Genomic DNA, 16,107 nt, shown 5'->3' with positions numbered 1-16,107 from the left:
TTTCCTAGTCGTTATTGGATGAGGAGGATGGCTGGTCGAGCATGTCCAGTTGGTTGTGGCGGATCATCGCTTGTAACTCGTCCACATAGGCTTGGCCTCGCTCTGAATAGCGTACCAACCCATTGGCAAGTGCTGCGCCTGACAAAGGTTTATTCTGCTCACGCAGGTTGGCGCGGATTTCGCGTAGCCCTTGGTAGGCGGCATGGGTATTCAAGTTGTTGACGTAGCTTTGTACCGAGGCTTGCGGGTTATCAAAGGCTGCGACTTCGTGCACTTTACCTTCCGCACGTTGCTGGGGCACCAGTCCACAGCCCTTGCTGAAGCACCACTGGCCGAAGTAGTTATTCCCTTCCCGTGCAAACCGCGACGTGCCCCACGCACTCTCATTGGCTGCCTGCGCTAACACTAACGACGGCGGAATGATATCCACCCTTTGGATCAATGCCATCCAATCTGCGTCGTGGCCGACATCAAAGCCTGCCAGCTCATACTGTTCGGCAAGCGCTTGGACGCGTTTTATTTCTCGGCTACTTAACTCACTCTTACGTGCATGCCATGCCATTAATGCGGTGCGATCCGCCAGTATTTGGCTATTGATGGCATTAACCACAGGGGTGAAATAATCAAAAAACGCCTGCTTACGCTCTGCCCCCGCGGCAAACGATTGGAAATCAGGAACGAGGGGAGCTTGGGGGCGCTGACACGAGATCAAAATGGTGACGGTCACAGCAAGAATCGCCATGCCGATAAAGACGAAGGTACGGTGTTTCATAGTGCCCCTAATGTTGTCGATGTGGGCGGTATTATACGCGAAATACCCGTTGGCGACGAATACTGCCCTCTCAACTTAGCACTGGCAGCATGACATCATGTTTGCAGGGGTAGGATGACCCGAAAACATGCGCCGCCTAAATCACTATGGTCAATCTCAACATGGCCGCCGTGACGAATGACAATTTGCTTGACGATCGCAAGCCCCAAGCCATAGCCGGAACGCTTTTTATCGCGGGAACGATCCGCACTGTAAAAGGCATCAAAGATAAACGGCCAGTGTGATGACTCCACGCCCTCACCATCATCGTGGACCGCAATCACCAGCTGTGTGTCCTCACAATACACACGAACAGCTATTTGACTGGTCGCATACTTCTCCGCATTACCAATTAAGTTGGTGATCACCCGTTTTAACAAGTGCGGATCCGCCTCAACACGCGGCAAGTCCTGCGGTGCATCCAAGCTCATGGACTTGGTGCTCAGCGTTTGCCAACGTGGCCATTGCTCCTTCATCCACACAGACGCCTCCAGCGTTTGCGGCGTAAAGAGCGTATTAGGATGATCGACACGGGCCAAATACAGAAGCTCATCAACCAATGATGCCATTTCATCGGTATCCTCAATGATACTGGCGACTTTTTGTTGCTGCTTATTGTCCAGCGCGCTCTCACTCAACAGCTCTGCTTGCCACTGGATACGAAACACGGGAGTTCGCAATTCATGTGCAACAGCATTGGTCAACGCTCTGCTGCTACTGACCAAATTAGCAATGCGATCGGCCATATGGTTAAAAGTGCGATTCAGCGATCCAACACGTTGGTGGCTACGTATTGATGCCCGGGCATTCAAGTCTCCCCCAGCAAACTGTAAAGTTGTTCGTTCCAATGCACGAACGCGCCGACTTAAAAACCACACCATAAAGAAGCTATAGACAGCGAATCCCCCACACAAAAATGCAATCAGTAAGTTATCCTCAAACGCAATTGCAATATGTAGTGGTGAATCGGTATTTTCTTGCATCGCATAAAAAGTGTCTTTGTCAGCTAGATGGAACCAAAGTTTATCGTCGTGATCATAAAACACATCCAATGGGCGATTAACTTGATTGAAATAAGCACTGACTTGATCGGGGAGTGCCTCTGCTTGATAGGTTTCTAGTACAAATTCGACTTTTTCAATATATTTATCGAGTGCTTCTAGCGCGATGGATGTGCCTGAGGTAGCTTCAATAACATCGAGTATATCCACTAATCCGTCAGCTTGGCGTGCCAAAAAAATGGCATCATGATCATCGGTTACCTTAGATACTAGCCCCACATACGTCACGATACTCGTAACGAAAACAATGATTAGGCTGAAGAAGAACTCCAAATAAATGCGGCGCATGCCCCTACCTCAATCCAAACCCCAATCGCACCTGGTTGTTATTACCAGGTGTCGGGCACAAATAAATAGCCTTTACCCCGCACCGTAATAATTCGGCGGGGGCTGGCAGAATCATCCATCAGTTTTTTGCGCAGCGTGACGATTTTGTTGTCCACAGTTCGGTCGATGCCATCGTACTCAATCCCGCGTAGTGCTTGGGTAAGCGTATCTCGCGACTGCACGGCATCGGGGTGCGAGGCCAATTGCCAGAGAAGATCAAATTCACTTTCCGTTAACGTGATACTTTGTTCATCCAGTTGGCATTGCCGGCGCGCTTGATTAAGCACAAGACCACCATATTGCAGTAGCCCTGACGGCGTAGACGGCATAGCTGCCTCTGATTGACGACGCAACAGCATACGCACACGCGCCATAAGCACGCGGGGTTTAATCGGTTTACTGACAAAGTCATCGGCCCCAATTTCCAACGCTGCCACATGATCAAAATCGTCATCACTGGCGGTTAACATCAAAATTCTACCGCGATAACCATTGCGGATCTGTCGGCAAATTGTCAGCCCATCGTCGCCGGGCAGCATGAGATCCAGCAATACCAGATCAGGCTGTGCTGCCAATATTTGCTCTGCCGCGCCTGTGCCTTCTGCCAATGCGGTCACGGTATAATCTTGCGCTTCGAAGTATTCCGTTAACAATGCGCGCATTTTAGGGTCATCCTCGACCACAAACAGGTGCAGTTTCTCTTCCATTTTGATTCGTCACATCATCACTAAAAGGTAACAAGTATACCAATTGCCTAGTTGATTCAACTGATTCCTACTCTGACAGAGGCCAGACAATGTCTGGACGAACTGGGGATACTTTCTGGTCACTGATGCGCATACATTACTGCCAACCCCAGCGGTAAACATCATTAAAGGAAGTAATCATGAAAAAACTTGCAATTGTTATCGCAGCAATCGCCTCTAGTACCGCATATGCTGGCGATACCTATATTCGTAACGGCAACATTTATTCACACGAGGGCCAAGCAGTTGCTGAAGTCGGCATCAGCACCAAAAGTGACCTGTACAAAGGTCAAGACGATAATACCTACCTAAATCTTAATCTAGGCTATTATGGCGACGATTTTAACGCAGACCTCAACAATGGACTCAATTATCGCTTTTTAGGTAGAAATGATGACACTTTTAATTTAAACGCTTACATCGGTCATTTAACTCCTGGCTACAAAAGTACAGATGCCGATAGCCTAAAAGGCATGAGAAATCGTAATCAGGCCATTGATGGCGGCATCAATATGGACATCAACACAGGCAATGGAGGCGTGCTATCTACCTTTGTGGGCCACGATATTACTGGTGAATACAATGGTTTAAATGCAGGCATGAAGTACATGCACCTCACCCATTTCGGCAATGTTGACTTTGTACCTTATGCAGGTGTTGATTGGTTGAGCAAAGACTATGTTGACCACTACTTTGGCGTGAAAGACAGCGAAGCCACTGCACAACGCGCCGCCTATAAAGGTGATGACAGCTTTGCTTACAACGTTGGCTACAAACTTGTCGTACCAATGGGTGAAAACTGGGATATTAGCCAAACCACACAATACACTCGTTTAGGCAGCGACCTTGCTGATTCGCCAATCGTCGATAGCGCGAATCAATGGGCAGCCCAAGCGATGGTTAGCTATCACTTCTAAGTAGTAAGTCGACCACCGGCCCATCTGGTGGTCGACTCCGCTCCCCTGCCGCATAAAGCTTTGTTTATATTGTTAAAAATAGTTACCTCTCCATCATAATCTATTTCAATGGGTTGTGATTGAAGCTTCTAGTCACATTTTGTTACATTCCTAACGCATAACACAGGTACTCGCTTTTATCCCCTCGCCATCGCACGCCAAATGGCGACACATTCGCGACTTTTCTCTGACTCACGCGCTAGGATGCCCATGAAAAACATTTTATTTTTACCCATTGCCATGTTTGCGTTCGGGATGGATGCCTATGTCGTGGCAGGAATTATTCCGGACATTTCGACCAGTTTTCAGATCACAGAAGCACAAACCGCACAGATGGTGACGGCTTTTACGTTGTGCTACGCCCTTTCCGCACCAGTACTCGCGACATTATTAGCCGGCTTTCCAACCAAAAAGGCGCTCGTGCTATCGATGCTGGTGTTTATCTTCGCTAACCTTGTCACGATATTCAGCACGCACTTAAGCATGTTGCTAGCAAGTCGTGCGCTGGCCGGTATCGGCGCCGGTATTTTCTCACCTTTAGCGGCGGCGAGTGCCGCCTCTTTGGTACCTGCAAAAAAGAAAGGTCGCGCACTAGGACTGTTACTGGGTGGCATGAGCGCAGGTACTGTCATCGGCGTACCTGCCGGTCTTGCTCTCGCCACTTGGCTGGGGTGGCAAGGCGTTTTCGCCGTTGTAGTCGGTATCGCGCTTATTGGCTTGATTGGGGTGCTGCTTGGGGTGCCCCATATCTGTGTCGCGCCACCGCCATCGCTGAAAGCGCGTGTCGCATTGCTCGCCAATCGCTCGGTGTCTGCCACCATTGCTGTCACCTTCCTGACTGCTGTCGCTAGCTTGGGGCTTTACGCTTACCTCGCACCTGTGATTACGGGCATCACACAACACACTAACCTCACACCCTATTTATGGGTTTGGGGGCTAGGCGGCATGGTGGGTAGCTTCACCATCGGCCATATCATCGACTGGGTAAAACATCCAAAGGCAATCCTGCTCGCCGTACTGACGCTGATGTGTGTGGCTATCTTTAGCATTCCTAATAGCTTGAGTATTCCGAGCAGTTTGTCGTTAACTGCAATAATGGCCTTTTTACCCTTCTTCTTGTGGGGCGCCGCCGGTTGGTCGTCGCTTGCGCCACAGCAACACACGCTGATTAGCCTCCAGCCGGAGCACAGCGCCGCGGTGGTTGCACTGAATAGTTCGTCAAACTATTTAGGAGGTGCGGTGGGTACCCTATTAGGTGGTTTGTGGCTCGGCCAAGGCCTTTCGGTGACTCAGCTTGTCTACGCTGCCGCCGCCGTAGCGGCCGTTGCTATCGTTATTCAAATCGGGATTCTACGCCAAAGCGCTCACTCAGTAGCGACAAAGTGCCCGGATGCCTAATCCATCTTGCCCGATGACCTTTCATTCCTGCCACCCCAAAAACCCTAAAAGGTGGCGGCAGACTCACGCTGCCGACTAAGACACTCAACACGTAGCGTCTTCAGTCTGGGCCAATTGTAAAATTGGCCCTATCGCGCCAAGTAGCATCACGACGAGCATAGAGAGTGTCCATGCGGCTTGATAGTCATCTGGCGCCCATTGATAAACCACCATGATAATCATCGGTCCTATGGTCGCACCCGCTAGTGTTCCCAGACGCGATAGCACACTGGCATCGGGCGCCATAAATTGCGGCGTGTCGTTAAATGTGTGTGACATAGCCAGCAACGTTAATAGACCGAGTCCTGCGCCTCGCATAAGCATTGTCATCGCTAATGCGATAAGGCTACTACCAACGAAAACCAACGCCAATGACGCTGTCACCCCGATAAAAAGCGCGATTGTGGCAATTCGACTGACCGGGTAATGCACGCACCACTTCGCTAAATAACGGCGCGACATTAGCGTCCCTACACCATGCATACCGAGCATGAGGCCAGTTTGCATACTTGTGAGTTGCCAGCTTTCATGACATACCAGTGGAATAGCAAGCAGCCCACCATAAAAGGCCAGACTCGCGAGGAAGAGTAACACTAGGCTTGCCCGACATGAGGGAATACTCAACGGCGCTAAACGTATCAGTGCGTTGTCGCCTAGAGTGGCAAAATGACGTTTTACCCATCCCCACACAAAGAAACTGCACATTGTTGTCAGTACAGGCATGCTCCACTGCTGCGCGTGTCCTGTTGACGAAACATCGTCTAAACACACCGCAAGATAAAGAATGGAGCCTACCCCTACACTCACCAATAGCACGCCCAACACATCTAAACGCGTTTCATCGTCAGCATGCTCACGAGGCAGCACAAAAAACGACAGAACAAGCGCCACGCCGCCTATCGGTACATTGATCCAAAATAACCAAGACCAATCACCCACGCTCAGTAAGTAACCAGCAAGTACCGGTCCCAACATGGGGGCTATAACAGCAGGCATGGCAACAATGGCCATGGCTTGCTTTAGCTGTTCTCGACCTACAGCCTTGACCAATAGTGTTTGCATTCCCACCATTAAAATACCCGCACCGACTCCCTGTAGCGCCCGAGCCACCAATATGATGTCTAGGCTGGCTGCGTTTGCACATAGCGCTGAACTCACCGTAAAGAGTAGAAGGCCCGTGAGCCAAAGCTGAGTGGCGCCAACTTTACGCGTGAGCCAAGCGCACAACGCCACCGTCATCACTGCAAACAGTGAATAGCCAATAATCACCCATTTAATGCTGGTGACGTCGCTATGAAGACCTTGTTGCATCGCGGGAACAGCAAGATTAATCGCCGTCGTATCAATCAGTGGTAGCAATGCACCAAATATTACAGTTGCTATTACCCACTTTTGGTGGGAGTGAAACAGTTGCTGGATTGTTGTCATCACATACTCCTTGCTCATTAAGGGGATCTTCTTTACTTCGATCCCCACAAGGCGTATTTGTAAGCCATTACCGTATGATGGAATATCGACAATATGGCACGTTATATAGAGAAGCCGTCAAAACCGGTCTTTGTAGCCCCTTCAGCTGACAGACCTGTTTCAGTAGCGATTAAGCACTCAACAGATAGCACCCATACGCCTTTTCATCATCACCCCTATGCCCAGCTAGCATTCACAGATAGCGGTATCGTGAAAGTCGTAACCACTCACCACACTTATGTCGTGCCCGCCCAACATGCAGTGTGGATAGCTCCCGGCACTCCACACGCAGCTTACCTACTTAAAGGCGCGCAGATTTATAACGTGGCAATGCATCCAAGCTACTCAATCAAACATGCGGATTGTGACTGTCATTGCCTACGTGTTAGTGACTTAGCCAAAGCCATCGTGAAAACCTTGATCCATGAACCAAAAGGGCCACAACCCTCACCGCGCGAACAAGCATTATGGTCTTTGTTAATTGACGAAGTAAAAAGCGCCGCCCCCCTGCCATTAGGATTGCCAATGCCCAAGGAAAAGCGGCTTAAACATTTGTGCGAATTATTTATTGCCCAGCCTAACCAATCGCTCACCCTTTGCGCGCTTTGTCGGCAGGTTGGTGCCAGTGAGAGCACCATGACACGCTTATTTAAGCGCGAATTGACCATGACCTTTAACCAATGGCGAAATCAGGCATTGCTCACTTTCGCGGCCGCCCTATTCGCACAAGATTATGACTTTGGTTACATTGCTCAAGAGCTAGGTTATGGGTCACAAAGTGCATTTACCGCAATGGTGACTAACCTCGTGGGTATCCCGCCGTCTGTCTTTTTCTCAGCCAGTGCTGAATCGGCGTTCACACCGAGAGCAAGCTTTGCTCGATAGGCAGTAACTCAGGTGGTGGCATGGTCACGGTTTGCAGTCCTGCCGTTTGCAAGGCGGTTTTTATGGTATCGAGATGCGCGTGTGTTGCCTCTGGCCAATTACTGGCATCACCCGTCACACCTGCGCGGTGAAAGCCATTTAAACGCACGGAAAACACATTTCCCTGCGCCAACTGCATTTGTTGCAAATCATATAAATAGGCACAGAGTGGCGACAGATTAGCTTGCCAGTCGGTATAACCGGGGATCAGTAACAGCCGCACCTCCTGCAATTTTCCCTGCTTCGCCAGCCAACTTAGGCTGTCACGCACACGGCGAGACGAATGTCCGGTCATAGCCCGATGCGTGTCATCACCCCATGCTTTCATATCCACCATGGCACCGTCCATGTAGGATGACAACGCCTGCCAACGCTGACATGACACACCGCCATTAGTGTCGATTAAGCATGTAAGGTGGGCTAATTCAGGGTGCTGTTTGACCGCGTGAAAAAGCGCGCGGACAAAGCGCCATTGCAGACTGGCCTCACCACCACTGACGGTAATTCCACGAATAAAGTGCCGTTGTTGATAAATCGCCGTCACCGCCTCGGCCAAAGACATATCGAATGCGCTTGCACTGTCACGTTCAATGGTTTCAGGGTTGTGGCACCCTGGGCAACGAAATTGGCAACCTTGCAGAAAAAACACCATCCGATTACCGGGACCATCGACACAGGAATAGGGCAACACACTCGCCACCCGAACCACTGGCCCCAATATTTTCTCCTGCTTAGGATGGCTCATGTGTGTCTATCCAACGCGCGCCCGCGAGAAATTCTGCACTCATGACTCTCGGCTGCCGCGCTGTCACTGTCGTCATCTCAGAAGCTTCTGCGCCCAATACCGTGGTATTGGTGCGAGCGCCCGATTGTTTAAACTGGGCAATCTCGGACTTTTTCACCATATAGCCGGTGATACGCACAAGATCAGTCCCATCTGTATTCGCAGTGAATTCACGCAGCCCGGATTGCAGCGCCCCTAAACATAAATCGGTTAATGCATCAGGATTACCTTTAATGGTGTCATCCAATGTCAGGATCTCGCTCACACCCGCTTCAAAGTAAGGGTGTAATGGCGCAAGCGCCTGTAAATGGGTGACAGGATCCGGTTCATAACCGTAACGAATCCGCACCCCCGGAGTGGTCCCTTGGTCAATGGATAACCCACCTTGCGCATGCAGCAACGCTCGCCCACGCCAGCCATACTTCACTGGAGTCTCTGCTACAAACGTACTCAATGCTTTGGTGATATCGTGTGCCATCTCATTCGCCACTGCATCGTGACCATATTCACCACATAGGCCCTGGCGTGCCATCAGGGTATTGACCGCTTCAGCCATCGCGTACACGCCAAACATGGGTACAAATTTTTTCTCATCAATTAAGCCTTCTTGCACCAGAAAGCTATTAAAAAAGTGTGATTCTTGATGCAGAAAGTGGCTGCGTGCATCGATCAGCTCCACCATCAATGCACCGTAATGTGGCAAGGTGTGCGAGAGCAATGTCGAGAGATCATTGGCTTCTTCTGCGACTTTTTTTAAGTTAAGGCGCACCAAGGTGTTCGCACCGCCTCCAATCGGTAGCGCGTTGTAACAGCTCACAATCCCCATATTGGGCGAATGAGCCTCTGCATCACCAAATGTGGCTTGGTGTACCGACCAGTTAGCAATATGTGGCTTGCTACAGGCAATGATGTTATCTGTCGCCTGACGAACTAGGGTACGCGGGGTACGAGACGGATCCACCATCAAGGTCAGGTTGGGGGCAACTTGCTGCAGTTCTGCGTCGATGCGCAAAATCATGCGGCAAACACGATTATCATCTGGGCCAATATTGGCATGCATAAATGCGTCTGGCAGTGTTCTATCGAGCTGGATCCAGAATCGCTTTAGCGCTTGATACAAATGTTCATCACTCACATCCTTGCAATATGGCAGCAAGAGTTGATCGAGGTAACCCAAAAACACCGGGATATTGGTCACCGAAGGCACATGATGGTAAAGCACCATGAGCTTCATCAGCGCATCCTCTAGATCGGTTGCCGGCGTTAACGCCAAATACTCCGACCCGCGTTTTAAAAAGCGGGCATAATCAGGCAACACATAACGCGGTTTAAAGGGAGCGTGACCCTCAAACATATCGCCAATCACACCCTGCTCCATCGCAGCCACGAGCGCTCGGCTGCAAGGTACGTAGGGCAAAGCCGCATCGGCTTGCGCAGCGAGCGCTAAAGTTTTCTGCGATGGGGTTAAGTGCGGATGGGTAACGATGGCATGCATAGCGTCTGTCATGCGGGGCTCCTGACAAGCTGAGTTCTAAGAATAACCACATGAGAATAAAGGGTTATTTTCTTAGAATATGTTAGCTTGCCCACACGATAGAAAACCGCTACCTCTCACGTGATGCTTCCACGTCTGTCGTGTGACCTTGTGTTTGTTCTGGTGGTGCAAACAAGCACTGCCATCGTTGTCGGAAACTCAGATCGGGCTGCGTGGCGTCTCGCCACATTTGTTTCCATTCTGCAAAGGTCACCACCAGAGGGTTAAAGCTGTTCACTGGCTTGGGGATCCCATAGCGTACCGGCTCAGATTCCGGCTCGAAGGTGCCAAATAACTTGTCCCAAATGATTAAAATTCCCGCGTAATTTTTGTCGATGTACTGAGGATTTACGCCATGATGAACGCGATGATGAGACGGGGTATTAAAAATCCACTCCACAGGCCCCAGTGTCTTTATCCATTGAGTGTGAACAAAAAACTGTAACCCTAAATTCAGCAGTACAACAAACACCACCCATTGCGGCGGAAATCCGATCACCACCAGCGGCAGCCAAAACAGCCACATCCCTGCCAGCGGGTACATTAAGCTTTGGCGAAACGCGGTACTAAAGTTCATCCGCTCTGAGCTGTGGTGCACCACGTGCGCCGCCCACATCCAGCGCACACGATGGCTAGCACGGTGAAACCAGTAATAACAAAAATCCTGCGCGATCATCAGTAACAAAAACAGGCTTACCGACATCTCAATATCAAACAGCCGCCAGCCAAACCACCACAAATACACCTTGGCAATCAGCAATCCGGTCAGTAAATCTGCAGCTTGATGCAACCCCGCTAAGGTAAAATTACAAAGCACTTCTGGCACGTAATAACGGGCATTGTCACCCAGCTTACCGTGGCGCAGCGCCACCCAGTACTCTCCCAACATGCATAAGAAGAACACGGGAGCCAGCACAAGCAGTAGCCATTCGGGGTGGGAGATCAGTTCGGTCACGGGGCCTTTATCGCACGGTACAAATTATTAACATATTAGGAGGTTCTGCCCAACCTGTAAGGAAAAGCATCACCAAGCTGTTAGTTTGCGCACACATTGCAATGCGGTGGGTGTTCTTCATCAATGGTGAAAAGCGCCCAAACGGCACCTTTCGCTATTGTCAGCAGTTTAATTTTAATCGTCGCCGTAGTATTGCACGCCGAGCTTAATTCGCTCCCGTCCTTGCGCTAGGCGGTGTTTATTTGTATCCCGTAGCGAATAAATACACCCACAGTATTCCTGCTGGTAAAAACGCTCGCGCTTGCTGATTTCTATCATGCGCTGGCTACCGCCTTGCTTGCGCCAGTTGTAATCCCAGTATTGGACATCTGGATAGGGAGCGGCTGCGCGATGGCCACAATCATTAATTTGCTGCATGTTCTTCCAGCGCGAGATACCCAGTGAACTACTGATAAACCGGAAACCATGTTCGGCGGCATATAGCGCTGTACGCTCGAATCGCATATCAAAGCACATGGTACATCGTATTCCGCGCTCGGGTTCAAACTCCATCCCCTTTGCTCTGGCGTACCAGTTATCGGTGTCGTAATCCATATCGATAAACGGCACGTCATGGTCTTCTGCAAAGCGAATATTCTCCTGCTTGCGAATTTCGTATTCTTTAGCAGGATGTATGTTGGGATTATAAAAAAAGATGCTGTAACGGATCCCACTCGCTTCAATGGCTTCCATCACCTCGCCCGAACAAGGGGCACAACAAGAGTGAAGCAGTAACTGGTCGTTGTCGCGATCAAAGTCAGGCGGCAAAGGCAACGGCGTACGTGTAAATTCAGACATGACAGTTCCGTGTTCATAATGCTCAAACAAAAACGCGAATATTCATATATTTGCGCATTAAGATGAATTCTAGCACGCCATCGCCCAACTTTTCAGGCAAGGTTATTTCCCCAATGGGTTTTTGCGGTTTTTATGATCTATACGCACCTCACTGGCCTGCATGTGATGCTCACCAGTGACCTCAACGTTCATGCCAGATTCAAGCTCATCAAGCATGTCAGGGTCAGCCACAACTTTATAAAGACCATCACTGGTGGATACCATCATGTGGTCTTCTGCGATGTCCGTTACTTGTCCGTTTACAACGCTGGGTTGCGCATCGGCCAACACACCAAAGCTAAAGAAGAAACCTAAAAGACAGAGTAATGTTTTCATGGACGTTCCTCTTTGTATTCGAAATCTGCAGAAAACAAAGTAAAGAACAAGGGGGAAATCGTTGCCAGTGAAATACTGACTCTTTGATATAGGGGTCAACCATACACTCGCGTCACACGCCGCTAGTCCCCTACTTTTATCTCGTAAGTGGTAAAGCATTCACCCAGCATGTGTGTTTTAAATACTCGTCGAGCACATTGCGTTAAAAACCTAGAATCCCGACGAGTGTGCAGTAAATGAAGATAAATAACCTGATGACCAAGCTGTTCAGCGCGCAAGAGTAGAAACTTAAACACGTGCCGCCCAAGTCCCCAGTGCGTGTCATCCAACACGATCGCCAATTCAACCCCCATTTCCGCACGCTGAATACCACACCATCCTACGAGACAGTTGTTGACACTCACCGCCCTAACCAAACACCCGTCTTGAGCATCAATATGTCGCTTCTCTCTCACCCATGCTTTGATGCTCTGTGCATCAAAAGGGGCATGTTCGATAAGATGCTGCCGAGTGCTTGGTTTATTGAGTATGGGGATAAAGTCGTTTGGTGTGATGGCATCGAGTGGTAAGTAATTGATCATTATCACACTCCAGTATTGGGCAACGTTAGGAGGCGATCAACGTCAAGAGCCGCCAGAGTCAGATTACAATATCAAACAGAAGCGGCAGGATCAGAACATGGTGTGGAATATGTTGCTGAGATCTGTCTTTATGCGATCAAAAAAGCCGCTGATTACTCAGCGGCTTTTCGATATGTGGCGGAGGGACAGGGATTCGAACCCTGGAAGGGCTATTAACCCTTGCCGGTTTTCAAGACCGGTGCTTTCAACCGCTCAGCCATCCCTCCGAACAGAGTTGTATACTAATGATGGCCTTACGCAATGTAAAGTACTGCAACACTCTTTTTTGTTTAAGTGATGGATATTTATCCATTATTCGCACGCGGTGACTTCACATCGGAGGAGCAAGTTGGTACAACGTATCTATTCTTCTTGAAGCAGCCGCGTTTTAATAACTCAGGAACAGACATGACCATAGATAGTTTTCTCGTCAAAATCACAAAGACACCCGAGATGGTGACGTTTGATGAGACCTTGGCCGTGATCGATACACATTACGATTACGCCCCGACGCGCTTTACTAATGGCAATCTCGCCAATAAAGCGGGCCAAAATACCGGTTCGTGTAAAGTATTGGCATTTTGCCAACTGCACGAGTTAACCGAAGAGCAAACCCTTGCGTGTTTTGGCGGGTATTATCGTGAAGATGTACTCAGCAACCCATCAGGCAACGACCACCAAAACATCCGTAATTTTATGGTCACCGGTTGGAAAGGTGTCGACTTCGACAAGATGCCACTTAAAGCGAAAGCAGGTGTGCATTCATAACTCATAAAAACGGCGATCAAGTGATCGCCGTTTTTACACGCTTCGCGACAATCTACACAGTTTGGTGTCGAGGCAGGAAGATTTCACCCATCATACAACGCACACTCCCTCCGCCGACGGTTTCAATGGTGTTTACATCAATCGGCACCAACTTGCCAAATTGACGTAAGGTACGCTTTTGATCTTCAGTAAACGCACTATACGCAGACAGAGACATCACAATTAACGACTCACCATGACGGTTACGTAGCTGCAAAATATTGCCACACAATCGATTCATCTGTGCTTCGCTGATTGAAACGAGGGTTTTGTCTTCGGAGAGCGTATTACACACGAGATCGCGTTGAGCAGGCTCGATGACCTCGTCACACACCACAGCAAACGCTTCACCTACCGCCATCATGACATTGGTGTGATATACCGGATTGCCATCGCTCATTTCCGTGTTAAAGCTGACAACTTGACGCATTCCCACTTTGGCAGCCCATTCGGTCAACAAAATGCTGTCACAGCGGTGAGAAAGCGCGGCATAAACACGCTGGTTTAGGTGATCAATCACCATCGCACCCGTGCTTTCTAGAAACGCTTCGTCTTTATCATGACACTTTACTTTGTGCACATGGTTAACGGCGTAACCCGCTTTATCAAGGGCCGCCATCAAACGCTCAGGCTTCACCTCAAGTTGGCGGTTAGGACATGCCATTGGATACAGATACAGCTCACCGCTAGGCAATGTACTAAACCAGTTGTTAGGAAACACGGCATCAGGCGTGGCTGGGTCGGAGTCTGGATACTCCATCACCACGACATCAATACCATGGCGACGTAGCGTCATCACCATATTATTAAACTCTGCCATGGCGCGCGTTTTCACTTCCTCATCAGGCAAAGCCAGCGCATGCTGGAAACCATTATCTTCACTGGTTTGTGCATTAAATTTAAAGTGCACAGGTGGCACCATGACCACCGCAGACGCTGCGTGTGGATGTGTAAGCGGATATTGGGTATCACAGCTCGCTAAAAACGCCATAAGCAAACCTTCCAAAACAACATGATTAAAAGAGTATAGATGGCCTGTCGCGTACACGATCACTTGTCAGTGCACACTGGCCAGAATGCTTGATAAATTTGATAACCGCAGGAAAATATCATTGAAACAACTCTTTTACAAACGGAGTTTTTTGATGCGGCCGGATCGCCCGAAACCTAAAGTCCCGCGACAAGCAGCGAAATGCTCTCTATCGCTGATTTTAGACTTTACGAGGCCAAGCGAAAGGGACGTAATTGTGTGGTTTCCGAACTGAATCAGTATTCTCCCAACGTTAGTGCACCGTCAAAGTAACTATAAGGTAGCGTCAACGAATCGGCACCCACTCTCGAGGAGGGGTTAGCCCCAACTGAGCAAACTCCGCTTTGCTGTATATGCCGGTGCCTTGGTGCCCGACAGAGATAGGGATATGATCAGCAGGCATTCCAGCAAACACTTTATGGATGTAGACCGCAGCGTGAATGCCATGCTTTTCGCCATCTAACACATATCCACCAGCCGCCATACCCTCACCAACCGCCACTTTCCAAAAAGCAAAAACAGGGTGCTTCGTGTTTTGATTCGTCCAAGTAATCACTTGGTTTGCGTCGATATTCTTTCCCATTCCATCGCGTAATGTTTGGTAACTGCCCACAAAAAGCACATCATAGTCATCCTCCAGGACCGCTTTCTTCCAATCAGGAAATGTTGTAAACCTTTCAATTCTCGTGATCGTTTGATTTAACTTGGAAAAAAGGTTGGCCTGGCTTTGCAAATAAGCGGTATTGATTTTTGCAGTGGGGCCATCATCGAAGAGAATTTTAATGTTTTTAATTGGTTGGTTATAAAGCTGAATCACATCAGACAGTGAGCGATAAAAATGAGGCCGCTCTAGAACCCCGGTCACACGAACAGGACCATTTAGTCTCTCAATCAACGGCTGGGGATCGCCATTTACGCCAAGAAAAACAACATCAATATTTTCATGCTGTAGCCTGGGCAGCATGTGATTCAGTGCAATGTCATCACAAAGCAACACCACATCAGGCTTTACCTTTTTATAAAAGGCAAATGCTTCGTCAGCTTTGCGTTGATGCGCTGATACAGGTAGCTTTTTGGCGTTCATTTCAAAACGCGATACATGGATACTTTTATCGAGCACCTTGTTCAAGCCAAGGGTATAACTCTCGGTCCACGAGAACGTTTTGTGATAGCTATCAATAATCAATAATTTGTGATCCTGAGCGACGGCTTGACTCAGCATCCCAAAGGCGAAAATTATGCCTAAAATCAATGCTCTCATTAAATAGCCTCTTATCTATCTTATTAACAATGTAGCCAAATAACGATGACACCTCTCGGTGACATTAAAAAAACTGACGGTAATTGAGTGTAATTAAGTTATCAGTCACCTATGAAGTGGACCGTCGGTATCCGACAAACAGCGATTGCGCTTTTTGTATAGCCATTGAACTGAG

General features: G+C 49.0%; 16 protein-coding genes and 1 tRNA gene. 4 read left to right on the top strand and 13 right to left on the bottom strand.

Going from position 1 to position 16,107, the window contains the following annotated elements; genetic code table 11:
- Window positions 1–4: 4 nt before the first annotated feature.
- The 3 genes from E8E00_RS05185 to E8E00_RS05175 all read right to left on the bottom strand — a co-directional run bounded on the left by E8E00_RS05185 (window position 5) and on the right by E8E00_RS05175 (window position 2,906).
- Window positions 5–772: a glucosaminidase domain-containing protein gene (locus tag E8E00_RS05185; protein ID WP_096628889.1), complete on the bottom strand. Its 768-nt coding sequence runs from the start codon at window positions 770–772 to the stop codon at window positions 5–7.
- Between the two features lie 95 nt (window positions 773–867).
- Entirely contained in the window at window positions 868–2,160 is a 1,293-nt protein-coding gene (locus tag E8E00_RS05180) for an ATP-binding protein (protein ID WP_096628891.1), read from the bottom strand.
- Window positions 2,161–2,201: 41 nt separating this feature from the next.
- On the bottom strand, window positions 2,202–2,906 hold the full coding sequence (locus tag E8E00_RS05175) for a response regulator (RefSeq protein WP_096628894.1): 705 nt from the start codon (window positions 2,904–2,906) through the stop codon (window positions 2,202–2,204).
- A 179-nt stretch (window positions 2,907–3,085) separates the two neighbouring features.
- Here E8E00_RS05175 and E8E00_RS05170 point away from each other — a divergent pair, with 179 nt between their 5' ends.
- Window positions 3,086–3,862 (top strand): MipA/OmpV family protein, encoded by a 777-nt coding sequence (locus tag E8E00_RS05170; protein ID WP_096628897.1) that lies wholly within the window; start codon window positions 3,086–3,088, stop codon window positions 3,860–3,862.
- A 249-nt stretch (window positions 3,863–4,111) separates the two neighbouring features.
- On the top strand, window positions 4,112–5,299 hold the full coding sequence (locus tag E8E00_RS05165; RefSeq protein ID WP_096628900.1) for an MFS transporter: 1,188 nt from the start codon (window positions 4,112–4,114) through the stop codon (window positions 5,297–5,299).
- Between the two features lie 84 nt (window positions 5,300–5,383).
- Here E8E00_RS05165 and E8E00_RS05160 read toward each other — a convergent pair whose 3' ends face one another.
- Window positions 5,384–6,766, bottom strand: coding sequence for an MFS transporter (locus E8E00_RS05160; protein ID WP_168174038.1), 1,383 nt, complete (start codon window positions 6,764–6,766; stop codon window positions 5,384–5,386).
- Window positions 6,767–6,859: 93 nt separating this feature from the next.
- On the opposite strand from E8E00_RS05160, the gene E8E00_RS05155 reads away from it, so the two are divergent.
- A complete protein-coding gene (locus E8E00_RS05155; protein WP_096628906.1) occupies window positions 6,860–7,690 on the top strand; it encodes an AraC family transcriptional regulator in 831 nt (276 codons plus the stop codon).
- Here the strand turns inward: E8E00_RS05155 and E8E00_RS05150 are convergent.
- The 7 genes from E8E00_RS05150 to E8E00_RS05120 form a co-directional block, all read right to left on the bottom strand.
- Window positions 7,662–8,474 (bottom strand): 4Fe-4S cluster-binding domain-containing protein, encoded by an 813-nt coding sequence (locus E8E00_RS05150; RefSeq protein ID WP_205907369.1) that lies wholly within the window; start codon window positions 8,472–8,474, stop codon window positions 7,662–7,664. The two genes, E8E00_RS05155 and E8E00_RS05150, sit on opposite strands and share 29 nt — an antisense overlap.
- Window positions 8,461–10,020, bottom strand: coding sequence for a YjjI family glycine radical enzyme (locus E8E00_RS05145; protein ID WP_096628909.1), 1,560 nt, complete (start codon window positions 10,018–10,020; stop codon window positions 8,461–8,463). The genes E8E00_RS05150 and E8E00_RS05145 overlap by 14 nt, the downstream gene beginning before the upstream one ends.
- 97 nt (window positions 10,021–10,117) lie before the next feature.
- Window positions 10,118–11,002: a sterol desaturase family protein gene (locus E8E00_RS05140; RefSeq protein WP_240531895.1), complete on the bottom strand. Its 885-nt coding sequence runs from the start codon at window positions 11,000–11,002 to the stop codon at window positions 10,118–10,120.
- A gap of 174 nt (window positions 11,003–11,176) precedes the next feature.
- Entirely contained in the window at window positions 11,177–11,839 is a 663-nt protein-coding gene (locus E8E00_RS05135) for an epoxyqueuosine reductase QueH (protein ID WP_077639940.1), read from the bottom strand.
- 102 nt (window positions 11,840–11,941) lie between these two features.
- Window positions 11,942–12,214: a hypothetical protein gene (locus tag E8E00_RS05130; RefSeq protein ID WP_096628915.1), complete on the bottom strand. Its 273-nt coding sequence runs from the start codon at window positions 12,212–12,214 to the stop codon at window positions 11,942–11,944.
- 122 nt (window positions 12,215–12,336) lie between these two features.
- Window positions 12,337–12,795, bottom strand: a complete 459-nt coding sequence (locus tag E8E00_RS05125; protein WP_096628918.1) for a GNAT family N-acetyltransferase — start codon at window positions 12,793–12,795, stop codon at window positions 12,337–12,339.
- 175 nt (window positions 12,796–12,970) lie between these two features.
- A tRNA-Ser gene (locus tag E8E00_RS05120) sits at window positions 12,971–13,061 on the bottom strand.
- Between the two features lie 181 nt (window positions 13,062–13,242).
- On the opposite strand from E8E00_RS05120, the gene E8E00_RS05115 reads away from it, so the two are divergent.
- Window positions 13,243–13,602 carry a HopJ type III effector protein gene (locus tag E8E00_RS05115; protein ID WP_096628923.1) on the top strand — a complete coding sequence of 120 codons (360 nt, stop codon included), beginning with the start codon at window positions 13,243–13,245 and terminating at the stop codon, window positions 13,600–13,602.
- A 52-nt stretch (window positions 13,603–13,654) separates the two neighbouring features.
- Here E8E00_RS05115 and E8E00_RS05110 read toward each other — a convergent pair whose 3' ends face one another.
- Window positions 13,655–14,632: an arginine deiminase-related protein gene (locus E8E00_RS05110; protein WP_096628928.1), complete on the bottom strand. Its 978-nt coding sequence runs from the start codon at window positions 14,630–14,632 to the stop codon at window positions 13,655–13,657.
- Between the two features lie 325 nt (window positions 14,633–14,957).
- Window positions 14,958–15,932 carry an ABC transporter substrate-binding protein gene (locus E8E00_RS05105; protein WP_096628931.1) on the bottom strand — a complete coding sequence of 325 codons (975 nt, stop codon included), beginning with the start codon at window positions 15,930–15,932 and terminating at the stop codon, window positions 14,958–14,960.
- Between the last annotated feature and the right edge of the window lie 175 nt (window positions 15,933–16,107).

This window comes from Salinivibrio sp. YCSC6 (assembly GCF_004916735.1).
Taxonomy (GTDB): domain Bacteria; phylum Pseudomonadota; class Gammaproteobacteria; order Enterobacterales; family Vibrionaceae; genus Salinivibrio; species Salinivibrio proteolyticus.
This window is presented reverse-complemented; position numbering and strand designations above follow the sequence as displayed.